This is a genomic window from Streptomyces caniscabiei (assembly GCF_014930365.1).
Classification (GTDB): Bacteria; Actinomycetota; Actinomycetes; order Streptomycetales; family Streptomycetaceae; genus Streptomyces; species Streptomyces caniscabiei.
The window spans coordinates 1-21,887 of record NZ_JABXWI010000025.1 but is presented as its reverse complement, the minus strand read 5'-3'; the positions used below and the strand labels follow the sequence as shown (position 1 = coordinate 21,887).

Below are 21,887 nucleotides of genomic sequence, written 5' to 3'. Positions count from 1 at the left end.
GGGGCGCCTCATAGCTCGGGTCCACCGCACGTTGGCGACCGCAGGTCGCGTGTGGTTGCTCGCGCAGTTCCCCGCGCCCCTGATGGTTGGGCCTTCGGCCCTCATCAGGGGCGTACTGCCGCTCAGCCTCGTGCGTAGTCGCCGACCAGTTCGGCGCCCGTGGTGTGGTCGGCGCGGTCGGTGATCTCGCCCGCGACCCAGGCCTCGACCCCGCGGTCCGCCAGGGTGGTCAGGGCCACGTCCGCCGACTCCTGGGGGACGATGGCGATCATGCCCACGCCCATGTTCAGGGTCTTCTCCAGCTCCAGGCGCTCGACCTGACCCGTCTTGCCGACCAGGTCGAAGATCGGGGCCGGGGTCCAGGTGGAGCGGTCCACCGTGGCGTGCAGGGTGTCGGGGATCACACGGGCCAGGTTGGCGGCCAGACCGCCGCCGGTGACGTGGCTGAAGGCGTGGACCTCGGTGGTGCGGGTGAGGGCCAGACAGTCCAGCGAGTAGATCTTGGTGGGCTCCAGGAGCTCCGCGCCGAGGGTGCGGCCGAGGTCGGCGATCTCGGCGTCCAGGGAGAGTCCGGCCTGGTTGAGCAGGACGTGGCGGACGAGCGAGTACCCGTTCGAGTGAAGGCCGGAGGCCGCCATGGCGATCACCGCGTCACCCGTACGGATACGATCCGGGCCGAGCAGATGCTCCGCCTCGACCACGCCGGTGCCGGCGCCCGCGACGTCGAAGTCGTCCGGGCCGAGGAGGCCGGGGTGCTCGGCGGTCTCGCCGCCGACGAGGGCGCAGCCGGCGAGGACACAGCCCTCGGCGATGCCCTTGACGATGGCGGCGACCCGCTCGGGGTGGACCTTGCCGACGCAGATGTAGTCGGTCATGAACAGCGGTTCGGCACCGCAGACCACGATGTCGTCCATCACCATGGCGACCAGGTCGTGGCCGATGGTGTCGTAGACGCCCAGCTGACGCGCGATGTCGACCTTCGTGCCGACGCCGTCGGTGGCGGAGGCGAGCAGCGGGCGCTCGTATCCCTTGAGGGCGGAGGCGTCGAAGAGGCCGGCGAAGCCGCCGAGGCCGCCGAGGACCTCGGGGCGCTGCGTCTTCTTCACCCACTCCTTCATCAGCTCTACGGCGCGGTCGCCCGCCTCGATGTCGACGCCCGCGGCTGCGTAGCTGGCACCAGTTGTCTCAGACATGACGGTGAGAACTTTCGTGTCGTACAGCGGCGGGTAAGCAGGTGTTACCGGCTGTCTACGGGCAGTCTTACGGGCGACGGATCGCGTCGGCCGCGGCCGTGGCGGCGGGTCCGGCCGCCAGCTCGGTCTCCAGGAGCTGCTTGCCGAGCAGCTCGGGGTCCGGCAGCTCCATCGGGTACTCGCCGTCGAAGCAGGCACGGCAGAGGTTCGGCTTGGCGATGGTGGTCGCCTCGATCATGCCGTCGATGGAGATGTACGCCAGGGAGTCGGCGCCGAGCGAGGTGCCGATCTCGTCGATCGTCATGCCGTTGGCGATGAGCTCGGCGCGGGTCGCGAAGTCGATGCCGAAGAAGCAGGGCCACTTCACGGGCGGGGACGAGATCCGGATGTGGACCTCGGCGGCGCCCGCCTCGCGGAGCATCCGGACCAGCGCGCGCTGGGTGTTGCCGCGGACGATCGAGTCGTCGACGACCACCAGGCGCTTGCCCTTGATGACTTCCTTGAGCGGGTTCAGCTTCAGCCGGATACCGAGCTGGCGGATCGTCTGGGAGGGCTGGATGAACGTACGTCCGACGTACGCGTTCTTCACCAGACCCGCACCGAACGGGATGCCCGAGGCCTCCGCGTAGCCGATGGCGGCCGGGGTGCCGGACTCCGGGGTCGCTATGACCAGGTCGGCCTCGACAGGGGCTTCCTTGGCCAGTTTGCGGCCCATCTCCACCCGGGAGAGGTACACGTTCCGGCCGGCGATGTCGGTGTCCGGGCGGGCCAGGTAGACGTACTCGAAGACACAGCCCTTCGGCTTCGCTTCCGCGAATCGGGAGCTGCGCAGGCCGTTCTCGTCGATGGCGATGAACTCGCCCGGCTCGATCTCGCGGACGAAGCTCGCGCCGCAGATGTCGAGGGCTGCGCCCTCGGAGGCGACGACCCAGCCGCGCTCCAGCCGGCCGAGGACCAGCGGGCGGATGCCCTGCGGGTCACGGGCGGCGTACAGGGTGTGCTCGTTCATGAAGACCAGGGAGAAGGCACCGCGGACCTGCGGGAGGACCTTCGGGGCGGCCTCTTCCACGGTCAGCGGATTGCCGTCCTCGTCGACCTGGGCCGCGAGGAGCGCGGTGAGCAGGTCGGTGTCGTTGGTGGCCGCGACGCGCGGCGTACGGCCCTCCTGCTTGGGCAGGTCGGCGACCATCTCGGCGAGCTGGGCGGTGTTGACCAGGTTGCCGTTGTGGCCGAGCGCGATGGAGCCGTGCGCGGTGGCACGGAACGTCGGCTGGGCGTTCTCCCACACGGAGGCACCGGTGGTCGAGTAGCGGGCGTGACCGACCGCGATATGACCCTGGAGGGAACCGAGCGAGGTCTCGTCGAAGACCTGGGACACGAGGCCCATGTCCTTGAAGACGAGGATCTGGGAGCCGTTGCTGACCGCGATACCCGCGGATTCCTGGCCCCGATGCTGGAGGGCGTAGAGCCCGAAGTACGTGAGCTTGGCGACCTCTTCACCCGGGGCCCAGACACCGAAAACGCCGCAGGCGTCCTGGGGGCCTTTCTCGCCGGGGAGAAGGTCGTGGTTGAGTCGTCCGTCACCACGTGGCACGCCACCGAGTGTAGGCGAGATCGCGCACCGGTCCGAATCCGGTGATCTCGCCCGCCCCGGTTCCCGACTGCGGGCCGCCGCACGTCACTTGTCGGCCACGGCTCCCACACCCGCGTTGTTTTCGCTGGTCAGCGTGATACTGCGGTGATCGATCCGATACTTCACCGTGCCCTTGAAGAGCTCCAGGAGACCGCGCTCGGCGGCCATGAGTGAGTCGGAGCACATCTTGCGGGTGGTCCGCGGATTGCCGAGGGTGATCTCACCCTCGCTCACCGTGGCCTTCGCGGAGACGTCGTTGCAGCCGACGCTTCCGCTCAGGGTGCCCGCCTCCTTGTCGAGGGTGAACCAGGCCTTGCCCTGGGCGGCCTCGGGGAGCGAGGTGGCCACGTCGTGGTCCATGAGGGAGTCGATCCGCCACCTGGTGCCGTACAGCTCCGCGGGCTTCTCCTCGGACAGCTCGACGGTGTCGCCGTCGCCGGTGGTGAGGGTGAGCTTGCCGTCGTCGGTCGTCTCGGCCGTGAACTTCTCGGCGTCGAGGGTGCGGGCGAAGTTCTTCTCGAACTTCATCGGGGCGTCGCCGCAGGCCATCTCGGTGGACCGGGCGGTCTCGAAGTCGATGCCGTCGCTCTTGAAGGCGGCGGTGGACCCGAAGGTGTTGCAGCCGTAGTTGCCGTCGACGTCACCGTTGTCGGCGATCTTCAGATAGGCGCTGTCGGGGGCCTGCTCGGTCTTCCCGCCCACGGTCAGGCTGTCGACCTTCCAGCGGACGCCGGTGACCGAGGACTTCGTGGCGGCCGAGCCGACGTTGCCGCTGCCGGAGTCGCCGGCCGACTCGGTGCCGCAGGCCGCGAGCAGCGGGATCGGGAGCAGTGCCAGGGCGGTGAGGGTCAGTCGCTTGTCCATGGCGGTGGGACGGGTGGGGTGCGTGGGTGGTTCCACCGGGTTTCGTGGCCCGGATCAGCGCATCAGGGGCAGCAGCCCGCTCAGGTCCGCCCGCTCGCCGCTCGCGCTGACCTCGGCCGCGTCCAGGGCGGCCGCCCACTCCGCACGGCCGGTCGCCAGCCGGATCCAGGTCAGCGGATCGGTCTCGACGACGTTCGGCGGGGTGCCCCGGGTGTGCCGGGGCCCCTCCACGCACTGCACGACGGCGTACGGCGGGATCCGCACCTCCGTCGAGCCGCCGGGCGCCCGCGCGGCGAGGGTGTCGGCGAGGACCCGGACGCAGGTGGCGAGGGCGGTCCGGTCGAGGGGGACGTCGAGGCCGGGGACCGCGGCGTTCAGGTCGTCGGTGTGGACGACCAGCTCGATCGTGCGGGTGACCAGGTAGTCGTCGAGCAGCATGCCGCCGGCCCGGGTGTCGATGATCCGGCCCTGCGGGGCCGCTTCGAGCGCGTCCGTGATCCGCCGCTCCACGTCCGTGTAGCGGGCGGCGAGGTCGGGGTGGGCCTCGGCCAGGTGGTGGCTCCTCTCGGCGATGGCACCGGCGTGCGCGGCGGTCGCGGAGGGGTAGTCGAGGGCGTTCAGCTCGGCCTTCGGGGGCTCCGGCCGCTCCAGAGCCCGGCTGACGCTCTCCACGACCATGGTGAGGTGCGCGGCCAGGTCCCGCACGGTCCACTCCCCGAGCCGTGTGGGCAAGGCGAGCTGCTCCGCGGTGAGGGTGCCCACCGCCTCCCGTACGTTCTCGAACTGGGCCAGCACCGCCTTGCGGGTCTTGGCGGGGTCGTAGGCGCGGGGGCGTTTCCTGGCGGGCGGCATGGGGTGAGCGTATGCGGCCGTGCCTTCGTGGACTCCACGTCACTCGAAAGTGTGGTCGACGGCGAAGCGCACCCCTGTCCGACGCCCACTGGCGACACTGGCCTTCGCCTGGAAAGGGGTGCAACATGACGGTTATGGCCGAGCGCACGTCTCAGATGTCGGTGGTGGAGTTCGAAACGATCGCCGCCGCCGCTCCCGAGACCGTCACGTTGGAGTTCATCAACGGACGGATCGGAGTCAAGAAGGTGGCAGACGGAGACCACAACGTCATCGTCTCCTGGCTGGCCCGGCGCTGCATGCAGTCCAGGCCCGACCTGGACCTGACGTACGGCCAAGGTCTCCGGGTGGAGACCTATCGGGAGGGAAGGGCGAAACCGGATGCGGTGCTCGCGCCCGAGGCCCACTTCGCAGGACACGGTGAATGGGCCGCCCCTGACGGCGCGCTCATGGTCGTAGAGGTCACCTCGTACGACTCGGACACCGACCGGCGGGACCGGCACGAGAAGCCGACTGCTTACGGTCAGGCTGGAATCCCCCTATATCTCTTGATCGACCGGGACTCCTGCACGGTCACCGTGCACAGCAAGCCGGACCGACAGGTTGGCGGCTACCGCGCTGTCCACACCGCAAAGTTCGGCGAGAAGGTCTGCATCCCCGGCCCGATGAACATCGAACTGGACACAGAGATCCTCAAGAACTACGTCCGCTGACCCCGAGGACACGGCGAAGCCCCGCCCGGACGTACCGATCCGGGCGGGGCTTCGTCGTATGCGGGACTACGCCAGCAGCGCCGGGATCGTGCCCTCGTGGGCCGTGCGCAGCTCCTCCAGGGAGAGGGTGAACTCGCCCTGGATCTCGACCGTGTCGCCGTCCACGACACCGATGCGGGTGACCGGGAGCCCCCGGGCGCCGCACATGTCGTTGAAGCGGACCTCCTCGGAGCGGGGGACCGCCACGACGGCGCGGCCGGCCGACTCCGAGAGGAGGAAGGTGAACGCGTCCAGACCGTCCGGGACGACCAGGCGGGCGCCCTTGCCGCCGAGCAGCGCCGACTCCACGACCGCCTGGATCAGGCCGCCGTCGGAGAGGTCGTGCGCGGAGTCGATCATGCCGTCGCGGGAGGCGGAGATCAGGATCTCGGCCAGCAGGCGCTCGCGCTCCAGGTCGACCTGCGGGGGCAGACCGCCGAGGTGGTCGTGGACGACCTGGGACCAGGCCGAGCCGCCGAACTCCTCGCGGGTGTCGCCGAGCAGGTAGAGCAGCTGGCCCTCCTCCTGAAAGGCGACCGGCGTGCGCCGGGCCACGTCGTCGATGACGCCCAGGACCGCGACGACCGGGGTGGGGTGGATGGCCACCTCGCCCGTCTGGTTGTAGAGCGAGACGTTGCCGCCGGTCACCGGGGTGCCCAGCTGCTGGCAGGCGTCCGCGAGACCGCGTACGGCCTCGGCGAACTGCCACATGACCGCCGGGTCCTCCGGCGAGCCGAAGTTCAGGCAGTCGGAGACGGCGAGCGGCTTGGCACCGGTGGTGGCGACGTTGCGGTACGCCTCCGCCAGGGCCAGCTGGGCACCGTGGTACGGGTCGAGCTTGGCGTAGCGGCCGTTGCCGTCGGTCGCGATGGCGACGCCCAGGCCGCTCTCCTCGTCGACGCGGATCATGCCGGAGTCCTCGGGCTGGGCGAGGACCGTGTTGCCCTGCACGAAGTGGTCGTACTGCGAGGTGATCCAGGACTTCGACGCCTGGTTCGGGGACGCCACCAGCTTCAGGACCTGGTCCTTCAGCTCCTCGGACGTCTCCGGGCGCGGGAGCTTGTTCGCGTCGTCCGCCTGGAGCTCGTCCTGCCAGGACGGACGGGCGTACGGGCGCTCGTAGACCGGGCCGTCGTGCGCGACCGTGCGCGGGTCGACGTCGACGATCTTGCCGCCGTGCCAGAAGATCTCCAGCCGGTCGCCGTCGGTGACCTCACCGATCACCGTGGCGATGACGTCCCACTTGTCGCAGATCTCCAGGAAGCGGTCGACCTTCTCCGGCTCCACGACCGCGCACATGCGTTCCTGCGACTCGCTCATGAGGATTTCCTCGGGCGAGAGGGTCGAGTCGCGCAGGGGGACGTCGTCCAGCGTCACGCGCATGCCGCCGGAGCCGTTCGAGGCCAGCTCGGACGTGGCGCAGGACAGGCCGGCCGCGCCGAGGTCCTGGATGCCGACGACCAGCTTCTCCTTGAACGCCTCCAGGGTGCACTCGATGAGGAGCTTCTCCTGGAAGGGGTCGCCGACCTGCACGGCGGGGCGCTTGGAGGGCTTGGCGTCGTCGAAGGTCTCGGAGGCCAGGATGGAGGCGCCGCCGATGCCGTCGCCGCCCGTGCGGGCCCCGTAGAGGATGACCTTGTTGCCCGCGCCGGAGGCCTTCGCGAGGTGGATGTCCTCGTGCCGCATGACACCGATGGCACCGGCGTTGACCAGCGGGTTGCCCTGGTAGCAGGCGTCGAAGACGACCTCGCCGCCGATGTTCGGCAGGCCCAGGCAGTTGCCGTAGCCGCCGATGCCGGCGACGACGCCCGGCAGGACGCGCTTGGTGTCGGGGTGGTCGGCCGCGCCGAAGCGCAGCGGGTCCACGACGGCGACCGGGCGGGCGCCCATCGCGATGATGTCGCGGACGATGCCGCCGACACCCGTGGCCGCGCCCTGGTACGGCTCGACGTACGACGGGTGGTTGTGCGACTCGACCTTGAAGGTGACCGCGTAGCCCTGGCCGACGTCGACGACGCCGGCGTTCTCGCCGATGCCGACGAGGAGGGCGTCGGACTGCGGGGCCTTCTCGCCGAACTGGCGGAGGTGGACCTTCGAGGACTTGTACGAGCAGTGCTCGGACCACATGACGGAGTACATGGCCAGCTCGGCGCCGGTCGGGCGGCGGCCGAGGATCTCCACGACCCGCTCGTACTCGTCCTTCTTCAGGCCCAGTTCGGCCCAGGGCAGCTCGACGTCGGGGGTCGCGGCCGCGTGCTCGACCGTGTCCAGAGGCGTCCGGCTCATGCGTTGACCAGCTTCTTGAGGATCGAGGTGAAGAAGGGGAGGCCGTCGGTGCGGCCGGTGCCGATCAGCGGCTCCACGGCGTGCTCCGGGTGCGGCATGAGGCCCACCACATTGCCGGCCTCGTTGGTGACGCCGGCGATGTCCCGCTGGGAGCCGTTGGGGTTGAAGTCGAGGTACCGGAAGGCGACACGGCCCTCGGCCTCCAGCTTGTCCAGCGTGTACGCGTCGGCGACGTACTGCCCGTCGTTGTTCTTCAGCGGGATGTGGATCTCCTGGCCGGCCGTGTAGTCGGTGGTCCAGGAGGTCTCGGCGTTCTCCACCCGCAGCTTCTGGTCGCGGCAGATGAAGTGCAGGTGGTCGTTGCGCAGCATCGTGCCGGGCAGGAGGTGGGCCTCGGTGAGGATCTGGAAGCCGTTGCAGATGCCGAGGACCGGCAGTCCGGCCTTCGCCTGCTCGAGAAGCGTCTCCATCACCGGCGAGAAGCGCGCGATGGCTCCGGCGCGCAGATAGTCGCCGTAGGAAAACCCGCCGCACAGCACCACGGCGTCGACCTGGTGGAGGTCCTTGTCCTTGTGCCAGAGAGCGACGGGTTCGGCACCGGCGAGCCTGATCGCACGCTGCGTGTCCCGGTCGTCGAGGCTGCCGGGAAAAGTGACGACGCCAATACGTGCGGTCACTTTCCGACCTCCGCGACTTCCTCCACCTTGACGGTGAAGTCCTCGATCACGGTGTTGGCGAGGAAGGATTCCGCCAGTTCATGGATGCGGGCGAGCGCGGCGTCGTCCACCGGTCCGTCAACTTCCAGTTCGAATCGCTTTCCCTGACGTACGTCGGAGACGCCCTCGAAACCGAGACGCGGCAGCGCGCGCTGCACCGCCTGGCCCTGGGGGTCGAGGATCTCCGGCTTGAGCATGACGTCGACTACGACGCGTGCCACTGGCACTCCCGGTGTGTGGTGCTGAGCAGGTTCCTTCAGACTACCCGTACAAAATTTCTACGCGGGTAGATTCGTAGGAAACTACAGGGATTCCAAGTGACGGCGGTCACGATCAGGTATCGGACGATCACCGTCACGAAAACTTCCGGGAAAGATCCAGGATCCCTATTGCGCGAGGGACACGCGGGCGGATTAAGTCTGTGTTCACATTGCAATGCCGGGCACTGTACAAATGAATTGGCAATAGCCGATACTTTGCCCAATTAACAGCCGGACAGCCGACATCTCCCTGACGTCAGGGCACGTCAACGGAGAGATGTCGCACGAAGGGACCGATATTCGTGGCGCAGCGTGTCGTGGTCACTCTCTCCGACGACATCGACGGCTCGGAAGCGGCGGAGACGATCGCCTTCGGACTCGACGGCAAGTCGTACGAGATCGACCTGAACGAAGCCAATGCCAAGAAACTGCGTAAGGCGCTCGCGCCCTACGTCGACGCCGGCCGCAAGCGGTCGAGGTCGGGCAAGGCGTACAAGCAGACCCAGGTCGCTCCGGACCCGGCGGCCGTCCGCGCCTGGGCCCAGGCGAACAAGCTGGAGGTCCCCGCGCGCGGCCGGATCCCCAAGCGGGTCTACGAGGCGTTCGCCGAGGCTCAGTAGGCGGACCGCGTCGGCCACCCTCAGGGCCCGTCAGCGGGCCCTGAGGGTGGCTGACTTGGACCTCCGGGACAACCGACTTGCGTTGCCCCCCGGCGGATCAGCTAGAGTCTGGAGCACGCCGAGGGGCAAGGCCGAAAGGCCCGGCTCACCGGAGTCACGCGGGTGTAGTTCAGTAGTAGAACATCCCCCTTCCAGGGGGAAGGCGCAGTGTGCAATTCCTGTCACCCGCTCTGGACCACTTGCCGGACCACTGTTGTGGATCAGGTAAAGTAGTCCTAGCGCCGATCGGTGGGAGCCGGTCGGAGGCAATGCGGACGTAGCTCAGTTGGTAGAGCGCAACCTTGCCAAGGTTGAGGTCGCCAGTTCGAACCTGGTCGTCCGCTCTGGAAAGCAAGACCCCGGTCCACTGGACCGGGGTCTTCTTCGTGTTCCACCACCCCCGTCTGACATTTGTCATGCCGGGTGATGACACCGCGCACTGCCTCACGCCCCGTACCGCCGGGACGCTGGGGACATGAAAACGAACGGGCACGAGGACGTGAACACTCACGATCACGAGAACGTGATCGAGGTCACCGACCTGCGGCGCGTGTACGGGGGCGGTTTCGAGGCCGTACGGGGGGTCACCTTCTCCGTCGGCCGGGGAGAACTCTTCGCGCTTCTCGGCACCAACGGCGCGGGGAAGACCTCGACGGTCGAACTGCTCGAAGGCCTCGCACCGCCGTCCGGCGGCCGGGTGCGGGTCCTCGGGCACGACCCCTACGGGGAGCGCGCGGCCGTACGCCCCCGCATCGGCGTGATGCTCCAGGAGGGCGGCTTCCCCTCCGAGCTGACCGTCGCGGAGACGGTACGGATGTGGGCCGGCTGCACCAGCGGGGCCCGTCCGGTCGGCGAGGCTCTGGACATCGTCGGGCTCGGGCGGCGGGCCGACGTACGGGTCAAGCAGCTGTCCGGGGGCGAGAAGCGGCGCCTGGACCTGGCGCTCGCGCTCCTCGGCCGCCCCGAGGTGCTGTTCCTGGACGAGCCGACGACCGGGCTCGACGCGGAAGGGCGCCACGACACCTGGGAGCTCGTCCGGGAGCTGCGCGACGCGGGGACGACCGTGCTGCTCACCACGCACTACCTGGAGGAGGCGGAGGACCTGGCCGACCGGCTCGCCATCCTCCACGAGGGCACCGTAGCCGCGACCGGCACCCCGGCCGAGGTCACCGCCTCCCAGCCGTCCCGCATCTCCTTCGAACTGCCCACCGGGTACTTCCTCGGCGACCTGCCGCCGCTCGGCGAACTCGGCGTCACCGGGCACGAGGAGAACGACCGCGTGGTGGTGCTGCGCACGAACGAACTGCAGCGGGCGGCCACCGGGTTGCTGACCTGGGCCGAACGGGCCCGGGTCGAACTGCGCCGGCTGGAGGTGCGGTCCGCCTCGCTGGAGGAGGCGTTCCTGCGCATCGCGCGGGAGACGGCGGAGGCGGCGCAGTCGGCGCAGGCCGCCGAGGGGGCGCGCGCCGGTACGGGGGCCGACGGCCCGGGACCGGGAGGGGGCGCGGGCCGGGGCGCCGGGGCGGGTGCCGGATCCCGTACGGGCACCGGGCTCCTCTCCGGCACCGGGTTCCTCTCCGGCACCGGGTTCCTTTCGGGCACGGGATCACGCAAGGGCGGGAAGACGACATGAGCGCGACCACAGGCACCACGGGTACGGCAGGCACCACCACGGGTACGGCGGCGGGCGCGGAGCCCGTCGGCACGGTCGGGACGACCCTCAGGGGCCGGATGACCGCGCTGGCCCGCGCCGAACTGACGCTGCTGGGACGCAGCCGGGCCACGCTGCTCACGGCACTGTTCGTGCCGCTGCTGCTGCCGCTCAGCGTCAAGTCGGCGACGGACCAGATGGACCTGAAGGAGGCGGGACTGAGCGTCGGGACGGTCATCCTGCCCGCCGGCATCGGCTTCTCGCTGCTCTTCGCGATCTACACCGCCCTGACCAACATCTACGTCGTACGCCGTGAGGAACTCGTCCTGAAGCGGCTGCGGACCGGTGAGCTGCGCGACCCGGAGATCCTCGTCGGGGCCTCGCTGCCCGCCGTCGGCATCGGGCTCGCACAGTGCCTGCTCATGGCGGTCGGCTGCTCGATCCTGCTCGACGCCGGAGCGCCGTCATCGCCCCACCTGGCCGTCCTCGGAGTGCTGCTCGGCGTCGTGCTGTGCGTGGCGCTGGCGGCGGTCACCGCGAGCCTCAGCCGCACCGCCGAGAGCGCGCAGGTCACCAGCCTGCCGCTGATGTTCGTCTCCTTGCTGGGATCGGGCATCACCGTGCCGCTCGAAGTGCTGCCCGACCGGGTGGCGTCGATCTGCGAACTGCTGCCGCTCAGCCCCGTCATCACACTGGTGCGCGGCGGCTGGACCGGTGACCTGTCCGCGTACGACGCCCTCGGCGCCGTCGCCACCGCGCTGGCCTGGACCGTGCTCGCCGTGTTTGCTGTACAGCGGTGGTTCCGCTGGGAACCGCGCCGATGAGGGGAGTTGAGCCATGCGGGGGCCGGGGGCCTGGTGGCGGGGGAAGAGCACCGCGGGCAAGGTGGACACGTACACACGGTGGTCGTTCCACTCGTTTGTGTTGATCGAGGTCGGCGGGTTCGGTGTACCCCTCTTCGGCCAGGTGCCGACGCGGCACGCCAGTTGGTTCTTCGTCCTGCTCTGCGCGCACGGCGTGCTCTCGTCCTTCACTGTCTCCCGGGCGCTCGACGGGGTGCGCGGGCGCCGTGCCCAGCCCGTACGCCTGCTCTGGGCCTTCGGGGCCGTCTCCGCACTGGTCGGTCTCGTCGCGATGCTGCTCGCCCGCAGCGCGAACCTCGACGAGGAGGCTCGCACGGCGCTGGGCGTGGCGTTCGGGGGCGTGCTGATCTTCAGCATCGGCACCCTCGCGCTCGGCGTGCACGGCCGTCGGCGTCTGCTGGCCCTGATCGTGTCCTGCTCCGTCGGCGGCGGGGCGTGGGCCCTCGGTGTGGGGGCCGACGTCGCCTCCGCGCTGGCCACGATGGTGGCGGTGTTCCTCGGCACCACCCTCATCTCCTTCACGTCCTTCTTCTCCGTCTGGCTGCTGAAGGCCGTCTACGAGCTGGAGGACGCCCGCGAGACGCGCGCCCGCCTCGCCGTCGCCGAGGAGCGGCTCCGCTTCGGACGTGATCTGCACGATGTGATCGGCCGCAACCTCGCGGTCATCGCGCTGAAGAGCGAGCTGGCGGTCCAGCTGGCCCGCCGGGAACGGCCCGAGGCCGTCGAGCAGATGATCGAGGTCCAGCGGATCGCGCATGAGTCGCAGCGCGAGGTGCGGGAGGTCGTACGGGGCTACCGGGAGGCCGACCTCGGGGTCGAACTCTCCGGTGCGCAAGGGGTGTTGACGGCGGCTGGCATCGACTGCTCGGTCGACGGGGCGGACACCGCCGGGCTGCCCGGCGAAGTGCAGTCGGCGCTCGCCTGGGTGGTGCGGGAAGCGACGACGAACGTACTGCGGCACGGGAACGCCGATCAGTGCGCTGTGGTGCTGCGGGTGAGGGAGGGGCAGGTGGTGCTGACCGTGGAGAACGACGGGATCCGCACGGCCGACGGTGCGACGGGCGACCCCGGGCGTTCGGTCGGTGCCGGGTCCGGGCTCGCCGGGCTGCGGGAGCGGCTGGCGGTCGTGGACGGGACGCTGGAGGCGGGGCAGGTGGGCGGTGAGATGTTCCGGGTGGTGGCCCGGGTGCCGTTGAGGTCCACGGGCACGGGAAGTGCGTCGGGCTCGGTGGACTCGGTGGACTCGGTGAAGGGGAAGGCGATGGGGGCCGGGGCGGCGTCGCGAGGCGCTGGGGCCGGTGTCGGGCCGGCTGTCGTACGGGAGAGCGCTTCATGACCGACGTACGGGAGGCGGGGCGGCGGGTACGGCTGTTGCTCGCCGACGACGAGCATCTGATCCGGGGGGCGCTGGCCGCGTTGCTGGCGCTGGAGGACGATCTGGTGGTGGTCGCGCAGGCGGCGAGCGGGCCGGAGGCGCTGGCGATGGCGCGGGCGCACGAACCGGATGTCGCGGTGCTGGATCTGCAGATGCCGGGTGCGGACGGTGTGAGGGTCGCCACATCTCTGCGGGCCGAACTGCCGGGCTGCCGCGTGCTGATCGTGACCGGTCATGGCCGGCCGGGACATCTGAAGCGGGCGCTTGAAGCGGGTGTGCGCGGGTTCGTCCCGAAGACCGTCAGCGCGCAGCGGCTCGCGGAGATCATCCGGACCGTACACGCGGGGAACCGTTATGTGGACCCGGAGTTGGCCGCCGACGCGATCTCCTCCGGGGACTCGCCGTTGACCGCGCGGGAGGCCGAGGTGCTCGAATTCGCCGCCGACGGGGCGCCCGTCGCGGAGATCGCCGAGCGGGCCGCGCTGTCCCAGGGGACCGTCCGGAACTATCTGTCCTCGGCCGTCTCCAAGCTCGGCGTGGAGAACCGGCACGCGGCGGTGCGGCTCGCCCGGGAGCGAGGTTGGGTATAGTAGGCCTCGCGCCACGGCGCAGCGCGGACGTAGCTCAGTTGGTAGAGCGCAACCTTGCCAAGGTTGAGGTCGCCAGTTCGAACCTGGTCGTCCGCTCGTGAGATAGATCGAAAGAAGGCCCCGGTCCACTGGACCGGGGCCTTCTTCGCGTCCTACGGCTCTACGACCAGCTCGTGCCCGTCAGCCGCTCGTACGCCTCCACGTACTTGGCGCGGGTCGCGGCGACGATCTCCTCGGGCAGCGGCGGCGGGGGCTGCTCGCTCTTGCGGTCCCAGCCGGAGACCTCGGAGGTCAGCCAGTCGCGGACGAACTGCTTGTCGTAGGACGGCTGGGCGTGGCCCGGCTCCCAGAGGTCGGCCGGCCAGAAGCGGGAGGAGTCAGGGGTGAGGACCTCGTCGGCGAGGACGAGAGTGTCTCCCTCGTAGCCGAACTCGAACTTGGTGTCGGCCAGGATGATCCCCCGGTCACGGGCGATGTCCCGGGCCCGGCTGTACACGGCAAGGGTCGTCTGGCGCAGCTGGGCGGCGGTCTCGGCGCCGACCTGGCGGGCGACCTCCTCGTACGAGACGTTCTCGTCATGCTCGCCGACGGCGGCCTTGGTGGCCGGGGTGAAGATGGGCGCCGGCAGCTCCGAGCCGTCGACCAGGCCCTCAGGGAGGGCGAGACCGCAGACCGTACGGGAGTCGTTGTACTCCAGCAGGCCCGAGCCGGTGAGATAGCCGCGGGCGACGGCCTCGACCGGGACCATGGTGAGCGACTTGCAGATGAGGGTGCGGCCCGCCCAGTCGGCGGGGGCGCCCGGCGGGAGTTCGGTGCTCAGGACGTGGTTGGGGACCAGGTCGGCGAGCTGGTCGAACCACCAGAGCGACAGCTGCGTGAGGACGCGTCCCTTGTCGGGGATCTCCGTCGGCAGCACCCAGTCGAACGCGGACGTTCGATCGCTGGCGACCATCACGAGGTCGCCCGCCTCGTTCTGGTACAGCTCGCGCACCTTGCCGGTGTGCAGATGCACCAGGCCCGGAACCTGGATCGGCTCGGGCTTTTCTACGAATCCGGACACGGTTCCTCCCCGTGGTGATGTCCAAGTGGCTCGATTCTCCCGTACGGGGGCGACCGGTCTTGCCCAGGGGTCGCCCCGACGAGGGTCGGCGCGGGACTCGATACGGGACTCAGTCACGTTTGCAGATGCGGTCCAGGAGGTTGGCGGTGGCTCGCTGGACGCGGGTGTCGACGTGGCCCGGTCGGTCCAGGGCCGGGGACCATGCGAACGTTCCGGATGCGAAGACCCAGGCGCCGGAGGGGGCCCGGTACAGGGAGGTCTCCTGGTGCCGGACGACGTCATGGGCGTCCCGGTACGGGGAGTGGGCGAGGAGGATGCGGCCCTGGTGCTCGGGGAGCGGTGTGCGCGGGAAGTAGCGGTCGGCCTCGCCGGCGACCATGCCGTCCAGCTCGTCGTTCTCGTGGGCGCCGGTCGCGTCCCAGAGCCAGTGGTCGGCGTTGCGCACGACCAGGGGGTGGGGGTCGGGGACCCGGCCTTCGTACTGGATGCCCATCAACTGCTGCTCGGGGCGGTCGATTTCGCGCCACAGTGCGGGTTTGCCGGGGCCCCGGCGTTTTCGGCAGGTGAGGAGGCGGTCGGGGGCTCCGGACGGGGACGGGCCCAGCTCCACCTGCCAGTACATGGTGTTGGAGGAGAGGAAGACGAGCGAGGTGCCGCCGTCCCGGGCGAGCTCGGCCGTGCGGCGCATCTGCGGCGACCAGTACTCGTCGTGGCCCGGGAAGACCAGGCCCCGGTAGCGGGTGGGGTCGACGCGGCCGGAGTGCAGGTCGCGGGCGTCGGCGTAGGCGAGGTCGTAGCCGTAGCGCTCGGCCCAGCGGATGAAGTCGTAGGCGTGGCCGACGTGCAGGGGGAGGCCGGCACCGGCGTACGGGCGGTCGAAGGAGACGGTCGTCGCCGCGTCGGACTCGCCGAGCAGCCGGCCGTTCTCGTCCCAGGCGTGGTAGAGGCTGGCGCCGGTGCGGCCGTCCTCCGGATACAGGTTGTACGCCTGCCAGGTGATGTCCGGGAGCAGGAGCAGCAGGTCGGCCTGGCGGTCGTCGCGGATGGTGAACGGCACATGCGAGCGGTAGCCGTCGGCGGTGGTCAGGACCGCCACGTACGCGCCGACGTTCCAGTAGGCCGGGATCTGCAGGCGCCAGGAGAGCCACCAGTGGTGGCAGGAGACGGTGCGGTCGGCCGTGAGGGGCGGGGGCTGGACGATGCCGGAGAGGCGGGGGCTGGTGGTGATCTTGGCCGCGCCGTCGCCGCTGTAGTGGCCGATGCGGTAGATGTCGACGCCGAACTCCTGGGGCGGGTCGACGGTGATGTGGAAGTCGATGGATTCGCCGGGGGCGGCGGCGCCGGTCGCGGTGAAGCCCTTGATCTGGCGGCGCACGTCGTCGGCGGAGCGGGGGCCGCCCGGTGCGGTGCGGGGGGCGGGCACGCGGGCTCGCGTGCCCGTGCGGCCGCCTTTGGCCGGCGGGTCGGGCTCCGGCGGGCCCGGCTCCACGTACCACGGGACCACGTGGCCCGTGTCGTCGAAGTACGTCACATTGCCCCGTAGCCAGGGAACGGGGCCCTGGCCGAAGGGGTCCGTCACGGCGTGGGCGAGTGCGCCCGACTCCCAACGGCGGATGGTGTGCTCCGAGCCCATGAAGGGTCCCCTCCTTCGTCCCCCGCGAGCTTTCGCAAGCCCTTGCTATGTACGCGATCGGTCCCAGCACATCACATTACGCACGCGCTCCGTCACCGTTCGTTGCTAATTGGCGAGAGTGGAACAGCTGGCTCCGGGTGGGGAGTTGGGTGGGGTGGAGGGGTGAGGTGTGATCCCGCAGGTGGGGCGGGTGGGTTCCTCGGGCTGGGCGGGTGGGGGGTCCCGTGGGTGGGAACTTTGGGGCGTTAGTTCTGGGTCGGGTGGGGGGACATTGGGCGGGGCCGGCGGGCGTTGGCGCGGGCTGGGTGGGGGTGAGTTGGCCACCGTGGGCTGGGGTGAGTTTCGGCCGTGGGTTGGGGTGAGTTTCGGCCGTGGGTTGGGGTCAGCTGGCGGCCGTGGGTGGTGGCGGGGCCGTGCTCAGACCAGGCGGACCGGTTTCTCCGGGCGGACGCCGAGGCGGCGGAGCCAGTCGCGGAGGGGGGCGGGGTCGCCGTCCTCCACAAGGGTCAGGACCCTGGGGGCGAGGTCGGCCGCTCGTTCGCCGTCGACGAGGAGGGAGGGGCCGTCCAGCCAGTCCAGACCCGGGGCCGCGCCGGCTGTGTCCATCGCCGCGCAGCAGACCATCGCCGTGACGTGCTCCGCCAGCAGCTCACGGCCCGTGCGGGGCGGCTGCATCGGGAACAGCGGCAGCAGTCCGTCGTCCCACAGCGCCCGATCCGGTCCCTGCGCCTCGACTCCGCCGGCCGCGGTGGACACGGCAGCCGGGGCCGCGGCCTCCTCCCGCGCCAACTCCGCGGTCAGCGCGGCGGCCAGACCTGCGGACCGGGCGTTGGCGAGACCGGGTTCGTCGTCGTCTTCAGCGAGTCCGGGATCGATGTCGATGTCGATGTGGATACCGACGCTGTCGCTGGCCCTGAGGCCGGCACCGAAGTCGCCGTTGGCGTTGGGGGTGGCAGCGGCGCTGGGGCGGTCGCCCTCGCCGTCGCGGTCGCCCTCGCCGTCGCGGACGCGGTAGCCGTCGCCGTCGCCGTCGCCGGGATGGGATATGTGGTGTCGGTCCGGTTCCTGGGAGAGGTTGTGTTCGTATCGGCGGTCGGTGCGGGGGCCTTCGGTGGACCAGTCGCCGTCGGCGGTGTGCCCGGTGGCAGTGGGCGGGGCGGGCGGCTCTTCGTCGGGCGCTGTGGTGTGCGGCTCGTGGTCGGCGGGGCTTCCGTGATGCCGCTCGTGCGCGGCGGCTTCGGTCGGGGCCGGGGTCGTCGGGGTCGTCGGGGTCGTCGATGTCGTCAGATGGTTCAGGACCCGGGAGAGGGTGGGGCCGCCGGGGGCCGGGCCGGTGGGGTCCGGGGCCGGGTCGCTCGGGGTGTGGCGGGCGCCCAACGTGTCGAGGACGCGGTGGAGGCGAGCCGCGTCGGTGCGCCACTTGCGGTCGACGACCTCGTCCGGGTACTCGTGCCAGTCGACCGGGGACCAGTCGGCGCCGGACTCGGCCGGGCCGCCGTGGAAGAGGCGGGCGGCGAGGAGGGACGCGGCCTCGTCGACCGTGCCGGGCTCTTCGAGGAGGTCGCAGGCGGGGCGCTCGCCGAGCCGGGAGGCGAAGCCCTCGGCGAGGCGGTCGCGCCGGGACAGCTCGGTCAGCGCGGCGACGACACCCGCGTCCAGGCGGGACGGCCAGCGGCCCATCCGCCAGGCAGGCAGCGCGACCCGGGTGAGGAGGCGGTCCCAGCCCGCGTAGGCCAGGCCGACCTGCTCCTGGGCGACGATCCGCAGACCGTAGTCCACAGCCTGTGCACGCTCGGCCGCCGCGGCGGCGACCCCGCGCTCCATCTCGGCCGCGTGCACGCGGCAGCCGCGCAGGAGCAGCCGGGTGACCCAGCCGACCCCGGCCAGCACCGAACGGACGAGCGGGCCGTGTGTCGGCGACGAGGAGACGGCCACGGCCGCGTCCAGCCCGCGTACGAAACGGCGGGCCGCGGCTATGTCCGGGTGCGCCGACGGTCCCGTACCGGCGACGACCGGTGCCAGCACCGCTCGTAGCTCCCCGACCCGCATCCACCACAGGAAGGGCGAACCGATGACGAGCACCGGGGCGGTGGGCGGGCGATGCCGACGGGAAGCGGCGAAGCCGGGCTCCACGCCCGAGGGTGCGCCTGATCGCGGACCTGACTGAAGACCGGACGGCAGGCCCGACCGCGGACCCGAGTGCGCGCCGGGGGCGCCGGGGGCGCCGGGGGCGCCGGGGGCGCCGGGGGCGCCGGGGGCTGAACCTCGGGCGTCCGTCATCTCGTCGGCCCGGTCGGTGCCCGCGGCGCCGGTGCCGCTGTCGGCCGAGCCGGACCCGGCGGTCTCCGAACGGGGGTCGGGCGAGCTGTGGGACGGGTGGGTGCGGTCCTCCAGCCAGCTGTCGCAGTCCGGGGTGAGCGCTATCGCGGAAGGGGGCGGGACGTCGAGACGGTCCGCCAGATCCCGGACCAGGCGGTAGAGATCGGGAGCCGCCTGCTCGGTGATCGAGACCGTGGGGCTCACGGCGGGCCGGGCGCGGGCGACGACGAGCGCGATGCCGACGGCGGCGAGGAGCACGACGACGGCGATGCCGGACATGATCCAGCTCGCCATGGACCAGCCCGGGCCGGTCAGATGACCGGTCGCCCCGCCGGCCAGCAGGACGACGGCGACCGCCGCGGGGAGCAATGCCACGGCCAGCGCCCTGCTGCGGACCCGCAGCACGGCGAGGGCCCGGGAACGCGCGGCCTGCGCGCCCGCCTCCTCACCACCTGCCATACCGGTCACGACCCGACGTCACCCCCTGCTGTCCCGTGTGGCGCACACCGCGACGACCTCGACGACTTCTCGTCGAAGTGGTCGCCGCCGGATGCCCTGACGTTGCTCACTCCCCCACTGTGGCACCCACCACTGACATCGCAATGCCGGTGGGCCAAGTGCCGGAATGCTTGCGCCGCACCCTAGTTGGGGGTCCGGCCGTCGTCAGCCGGATGGACCATCGCTCACTCGATGGAATGGCTTTGGGGAGAGGTGAATGACGCTGGGCAAGGATGGGGCCCCGGATTCCGATGGATTCTCCAGGGGTTTCCTGGGGTCTCCGAGGGATTCCGGGGCCTGGGGTTCGTACCCGTTGATGAGGCTTCGTATGCGGATGTCGCGAACGGGGCGGTTGTGTTCGGTTGCGTGAGGATGGGCGTGCGGGTCGCGGTGTCGCGCGACCCTCAGCCGGTCGGGCCCGAGCCGGACGGTCAGGCCTCGGACGCCGCCTTCGCCGCGATGTCCGAACGGTGCTGGGAGCCGTCCAGGCCGATGCGGGCCACGGCGGTGTAGGCACGGTCGCGGGCCTGGGTGAGGTCCTTGCCGGTGGCCGTGACGGAGAGGACGCGGCCGCCGGCGCTGACGATGTCGTCGCCGGCGCGCTTGGTGCCGGCGTGCAGGACGTACGCGTGCGGGGCGTCCACCGTGGCAACCTCGTCGAGGCCGGTGATGGGGTCGCCGGTGCGCGGTGTGCCGGGGTAGTTGTGCGAGGCCACGACCACGGTGACGGCCGCGTCGCCGCTCCAGCGCAGGGGTTCGAGGTCGCCGAGGGTGCCGTTGGCGGCGGCGAGCAGGACACCGGCCAGCGGGGTCTTGAGGCGGGCGAGGACGACCTGGGTCTCCGGATCGCCGAACCGGGCGTTGAACTCGATCACCCGTACGCCTCGACCGGTGATCGCCAGCCCCGCGTAGAGCAGGCCGGAGAACGGCGTGCCGCGGCGGCGCATCTCGTCGACGGTGGGCTGGAGCACGGTCTCCAGGACCTCGTCGACCAGCTTCGGATCGGCCCACGGGAGCGGGGAGTACGCGCCCATGCCGCCGGTGTTGGGGCCCTCGTCGCCGTCGAGCGCGCGCTTGAAGTCCTGCGCGGGCTGGAGGGGGACGACGGTCACGCCGTCGGTGATCGCGAAGAGGGAGACCTCGGGGCCGTCCAGGAACTCCTCGATGACGACCCGGCCGCAGGCGAGCGCGTGCTCGCGGGCCTGGGCGAGGTCCGCCGTCACGACGACGCCCTTGCCGGCCGCGAGGCCGTCGTCCTTCACGACGTACGGCGCGCCGAAGGCGTCCAGGGCCTCGTCGATCTCCTCGGCCGTGGTGCAGACGTACGACCGCGCGGTGGGTACGCCGGCCCCGGCCATGACCTCCTTGGCGAAGGCCTTGGAGCCCTCCAGCTGCGCGGCCTCGCCGGACGGACCGAACACCGGGATGCCCGCCTCGCGCACGGCGTCGGCGACACCCGCGACCAGCGGGGCCTCCGGCCCGACGACCACGAGGTCGGCCTCCAGCCGCGTGGCCAGGGCGGCCACGGCGGCGCCGTCCAGTGCGTCGACCGAGTGCGACTCGGCCACCTCCGCGGTGCCCGCGTTGCCGGGGGCGCAGTGGAGTGCGGTGACATCGGGGTCGAGGGACAGCGAACGGCACAGCGCGTGCTCACGAGCACCGGTACCAATGACGAGGACCTTCACGGGGCCAGCCTAGCCGGAGGGGGTGGGGGGCTTTGTGGGGGCTTCCGAAGGGTGGGACGGCGGGAGTTTGTCGGATCGCACGAACGGGGGTGCCCCACGCCCTGCGTTGCCGTCCCGGCGTGCACGTCCCGGCGCAGGACGTCCCAGCACAGGACGTCCCAGCACAGCACGCCCCGGCGTGTCCTCGCCCTCCGGCGCGCCCCCCCGCTACTCGTTCACGATCTCCTCGACCACCGTCGCGCCCAGCTCGCGCACGATCAGTTCGTGGCCGGAGAGGGCGGATTCGTCGAGGTCGGGGTCGTCGTCCTCGGGGATGTCGTCCTCGGGGGAGACCGGCGGGGGCTCGGGGGCCGGGGGTGGTGCGGGGGCGGTGGGCCGGGCGGTCGGCGTCGACTGGTGGGGCGCGGCCGTGCCCGGGGAGGTGGGGGCCGGTGCCTGGGGCGGGCCGGGGTGGGAGGCCTGGGCCGGGGAGCCGCCGTAGCCGCCGCCGGTGCCGCCACCGCCGTAGCCACCGGCGCCCGCGCCGCCGCCTCCGTAGCCGCCGCCTCCGTAACCACCTGCGGACGGGGCGGGAGAACCGTAGCCGCCGGGGGTTGGCGGGGCGACCGAGCCGCCGGAGGCGTCGATGACGGCCTCGATCTTCCAGTGGACGTTGAACTGCTCGGCCAGGGCCGCGCGCAGGACGTCCTCGCTGCCGCTGCTCGCGAAGTTGTCACGGGCGCCCGCGTTGACGAAGCCGATCTGCAGGGTGGTGCCGTCGAAACCGGCGACGTGCGCGTTCTGGCTGAGCAGGATCCAGGTGAAGCGGCGGCGGTTCTTCACCGTCTCCAGGATGTTGGGCCAGAGCGTGCGGGGGTCGGGTCCGCCGGGGGCGGGGTTGTAGGCGGCGGTCGGGACCTGGGCCGCCGCGGGAGGACCGGGCTGGGCGTACGCCGGGGGCGCGGGGGCGGCCGGGCCGGGGGTGGGCGCGGAGCCGCCGGCGGGCGCGGCCGTCGGCCATC

Annotated in this window: 17 protein-coding genes, 3 tRNA genes and 1 pseudogene; 9 read left to right on the top strand and 12 right to left on the bottom strand. The window is 71.2% G+C overall.

Features of this window, described 5'->3' with window-relative positions; translation table 11 throughout:
* Window positions 1–122 precede the first annotated feature (122 nt).
* The 4 genes from purM to HW837_RS42105 all read right to left on the bottom strand — a co-directional run bounded on the left by purM (window position 123) and on the right by HW837_RS42105 (window position 4,542).
* Window positions 123–1,193, bottom strand: a complete 1,071-nt coding sequence (gene purM, locus HW837_RS42120) for a phosphoribosylformylglycinamidine cyclo-ligase (RefSeq protein WP_093791063.1) — start codon at window positions 1,191–1,193, stop codon at window positions 123–125.
* Window positions 1,194–1,260: 67 nt separating this feature from the next.
* Window positions 1,261–2,787: an amidophosphoribosyltransferase gene (purF, locus tag HW837_RS42115; RefSeq protein WP_045562557.1), complete on the bottom strand. Its 1,527-nt coding sequence runs from the start codon at window positions 2,785–2,787 to the stop codon at window positions 1,261–1,263.
* Window positions 2,788–2,871: 84 nt separating this feature from the next.
* Complete coding sequence (locus HW837_RS42110) at window positions 2,872–3,726, bottom strand: META domain-containing protein (protein WP_419585530.1); 855 nt, start codon at window positions 3,724–3,726, stop codon at window positions 2,872–2,874.
* Window positions 3,727–3,744: 18 nt separating this feature from the next.
* Window positions 3,745–4,542 (bottom strand): maleylpyruvate isomerase family mycothiol-dependent enzyme, encoded by a 798-nt coding sequence (locus HW837_RS42105; protein ID WP_045562555.1) that lies wholly within the window; start codon window positions 4,540–4,542, stop codon window positions 3,745–3,747.
* 125 nt (window positions 4,543–4,667) lie between these two features.
* Between HW837_RS42105 and HW837_RS42100 the strand changes: the two genes are divergently transcribed.
* The gene (locus tag HW837_RS42100; RefSeq protein ID WP_045562554.1) at window positions 4,668–5,252 is read left to right on the top strand and encodes a Uma2 family endonuclease; all 585 of its coding nucleotides are present in this window, start codon (window positions 4,668–4,670) and stop codon (window positions 5,250–5,252) included.
* Between the two features lie 66 nt (window positions 5,253–5,318).
* Here the strand turns inward: HW837_RS42100 and purL are convergent, their stop codons facing one another.
* Genes purL through purS form a run of 3 tightly spaced genes read right to left on the bottom strand, consistent with a single transcriptional unit; the run spans window position 5,319 to window position 8,514 of the window.
* Window positions 5,319–7,577 carry a phosphoribosylformylglycinamidine synthase subunit PurL gene (gene purL, locus HW837_RS42095; RefSeq protein WP_045562553.1) on the bottom strand — a complete coding sequence of 753 codons (2,259 nt, stop codon included), beginning with the start codon at window positions 7,575–7,577 and terminating at the stop codon, window positions 5,319–5,321.
* Window positions 7,574–8,254, bottom strand: coding sequence for a phosphoribosylformylglycinamidine synthase subunit PurQ (gene purQ, locus HW837_RS42090; RefSeq protein WP_045562552.1), 681 nt, complete (start codon window positions 8,252–8,254; stop codon window positions 7,574–7,576). Before purQ ends, purL begins: the two co-directional genes overlap by 4 nt.
* A complete protein-coding gene (gene purS / locus HW837_RS42085) occupies window positions 8,251–8,514 on the bottom strand; it encodes a phosphoribosylformylglycinamidine synthase subunit PurS (RefSeq protein WP_033526749.1) in 264 nt (87 codons plus the stop codon). The genes purQ and purS overlap by 4 nt, the downstream gene beginning before the upstream one ends.
* A gap of 341 nt (window positions 8,515–8,855) precedes the next feature.
* Between purS and HW837_RS42080 the strand changes: the two genes are divergently transcribed.
* From HW837_RS42080 to HW837_RS42045, 8 genes are all read left to right on the top strand, one after another.
* The gene (locus tag HW837_RS42080) at window positions 8,856–9,173 is read left to right on the top strand and encodes a histone-like nucleoid-structuring protein Lsr2 (protein WP_045562551.1); all 318 of its coding nucleotides are present in this window, start codon (window positions 8,856–8,858) and stop codon (window positions 9,171–9,173) included.
* A gap of 158 nt (window positions 9,174–9,331) precedes the next feature.
* Window positions 9,332–9,403 (top strand) — tRNA-Gly (locus HW837_RS42075).
* 80 nt (window positions 9,404–9,483) lie between these two features.
* Window positions 9,484–9,556: transfer RNA gene (locus HW837_RS42070), tRNA-Gly, on the top strand.
* Window positions 9,557–9,687: 131 nt separating this feature from the next.
* Window positions 9,688–10,845: an ABC transporter ATP-binding protein gene (locus HW837_RS42065; protein WP_313895639.1), complete on the top strand. Its 1,158-nt coding sequence runs from the start codon at window positions 9,688–9,690 to the stop codon at window positions 10,843–10,845.
* A complete protein-coding gene (locus HW837_RS42060; RefSeq protein WP_093791064.1) occupies window positions 10,842–11,687 on the top strand; it encodes an ABC transporter permease in 846 nt (281 codons plus the stop codon). The genes HW837_RS42065 and HW837_RS42060 overlap by 4 nt, the downstream gene beginning before the upstream one ends.
* A 13-nt stretch (window positions 11,688–11,700) precedes the next feature.
* A complete protein-coding gene (locus tag HW837_RS42055; protein WP_045562550.1) occupies window positions 11,701–13,062 on the top strand; it encodes a sensor histidine kinase in 1,362 nt (453 codons plus the stop codon).
* Entirely contained in the window at window positions 13,059–13,691 is a 633-nt protein-coding gene (locus HW837_RS42050) for a response regulator transcription factor (RefSeq protein ID WP_045562549.1), read from the top strand. Before HW837_RS42055 ends, HW837_RS42050 begins: the two co-directional genes overlap by 4 nt.
* Window positions 13,692–13,714: 23 nt before the next feature.
* Window positions 13,715–13,787, top strand: a tRNA-Gly gene (locus HW837_RS42045).
* A gap of 64 nt (window positions 13,788–13,851) precedes the next feature.
* On the opposite strand, the gene HW837_RS42040 is transcribed toward HW837_RS42045, so the two are convergent.
* From HW837_RS42040 to HW837_RS42020, 5 genes and pseudogenes are all read right to left on the bottom strand, one after another.
* A complete protein-coding gene (locus tag HW837_RS42040) occupies window positions 13,852–14,751 on the bottom strand; it encodes a phosphoribosylaminoimidazolesuccinocarboxamide synthase (RefSeq protein ID WP_045562548.1) in 900 nt (299 codons plus the stop codon).
* 109 nt (window positions 14,752–14,860) lie between these two features.
* Entirely contained in the window at window positions 14,861–16,384 is a 1,524-nt protein-coding gene (locus tag HW837_RS42035; RefSeq protein ID WP_193381348.1) for a N,N-dimethylformamidase beta subunit family domain-containing protein, read from the bottom strand.
* Between the two features lie 417 nt (window positions 16,385–16,801).
* Window positions 16,802–19,162, bottom strand: coding sequence for a M48 family metalloprotease (locus tag HW837_RS42030; RefSeq protein ID WP_193382725.1), 2,361 nt, complete (start codon window positions 19,160–19,162; stop codon window positions 16,802–16,804).
* Window positions 19,163–19,632: 470 nt separating this feature from the next.
* On the bottom strand, window positions 19,633–20,886 hold the full coding sequence (gene purD / locus HW837_RS42025) for a phosphoribosylamine--glycine ligase (RefSeq protein ID WP_093791068.1): 1,254 nt from the start codon (window positions 20,884–20,886) through the stop codon (window positions 19,633–19,635).
* Window positions 20,887–21,093: 207 nt separating this feature from the next.
* Window positions 21,094–21,887: pseudogene (locus HW837_RS42020) on the bottom strand (DNA polymerase III subunit gamma and tau); the annotation flags it as partial.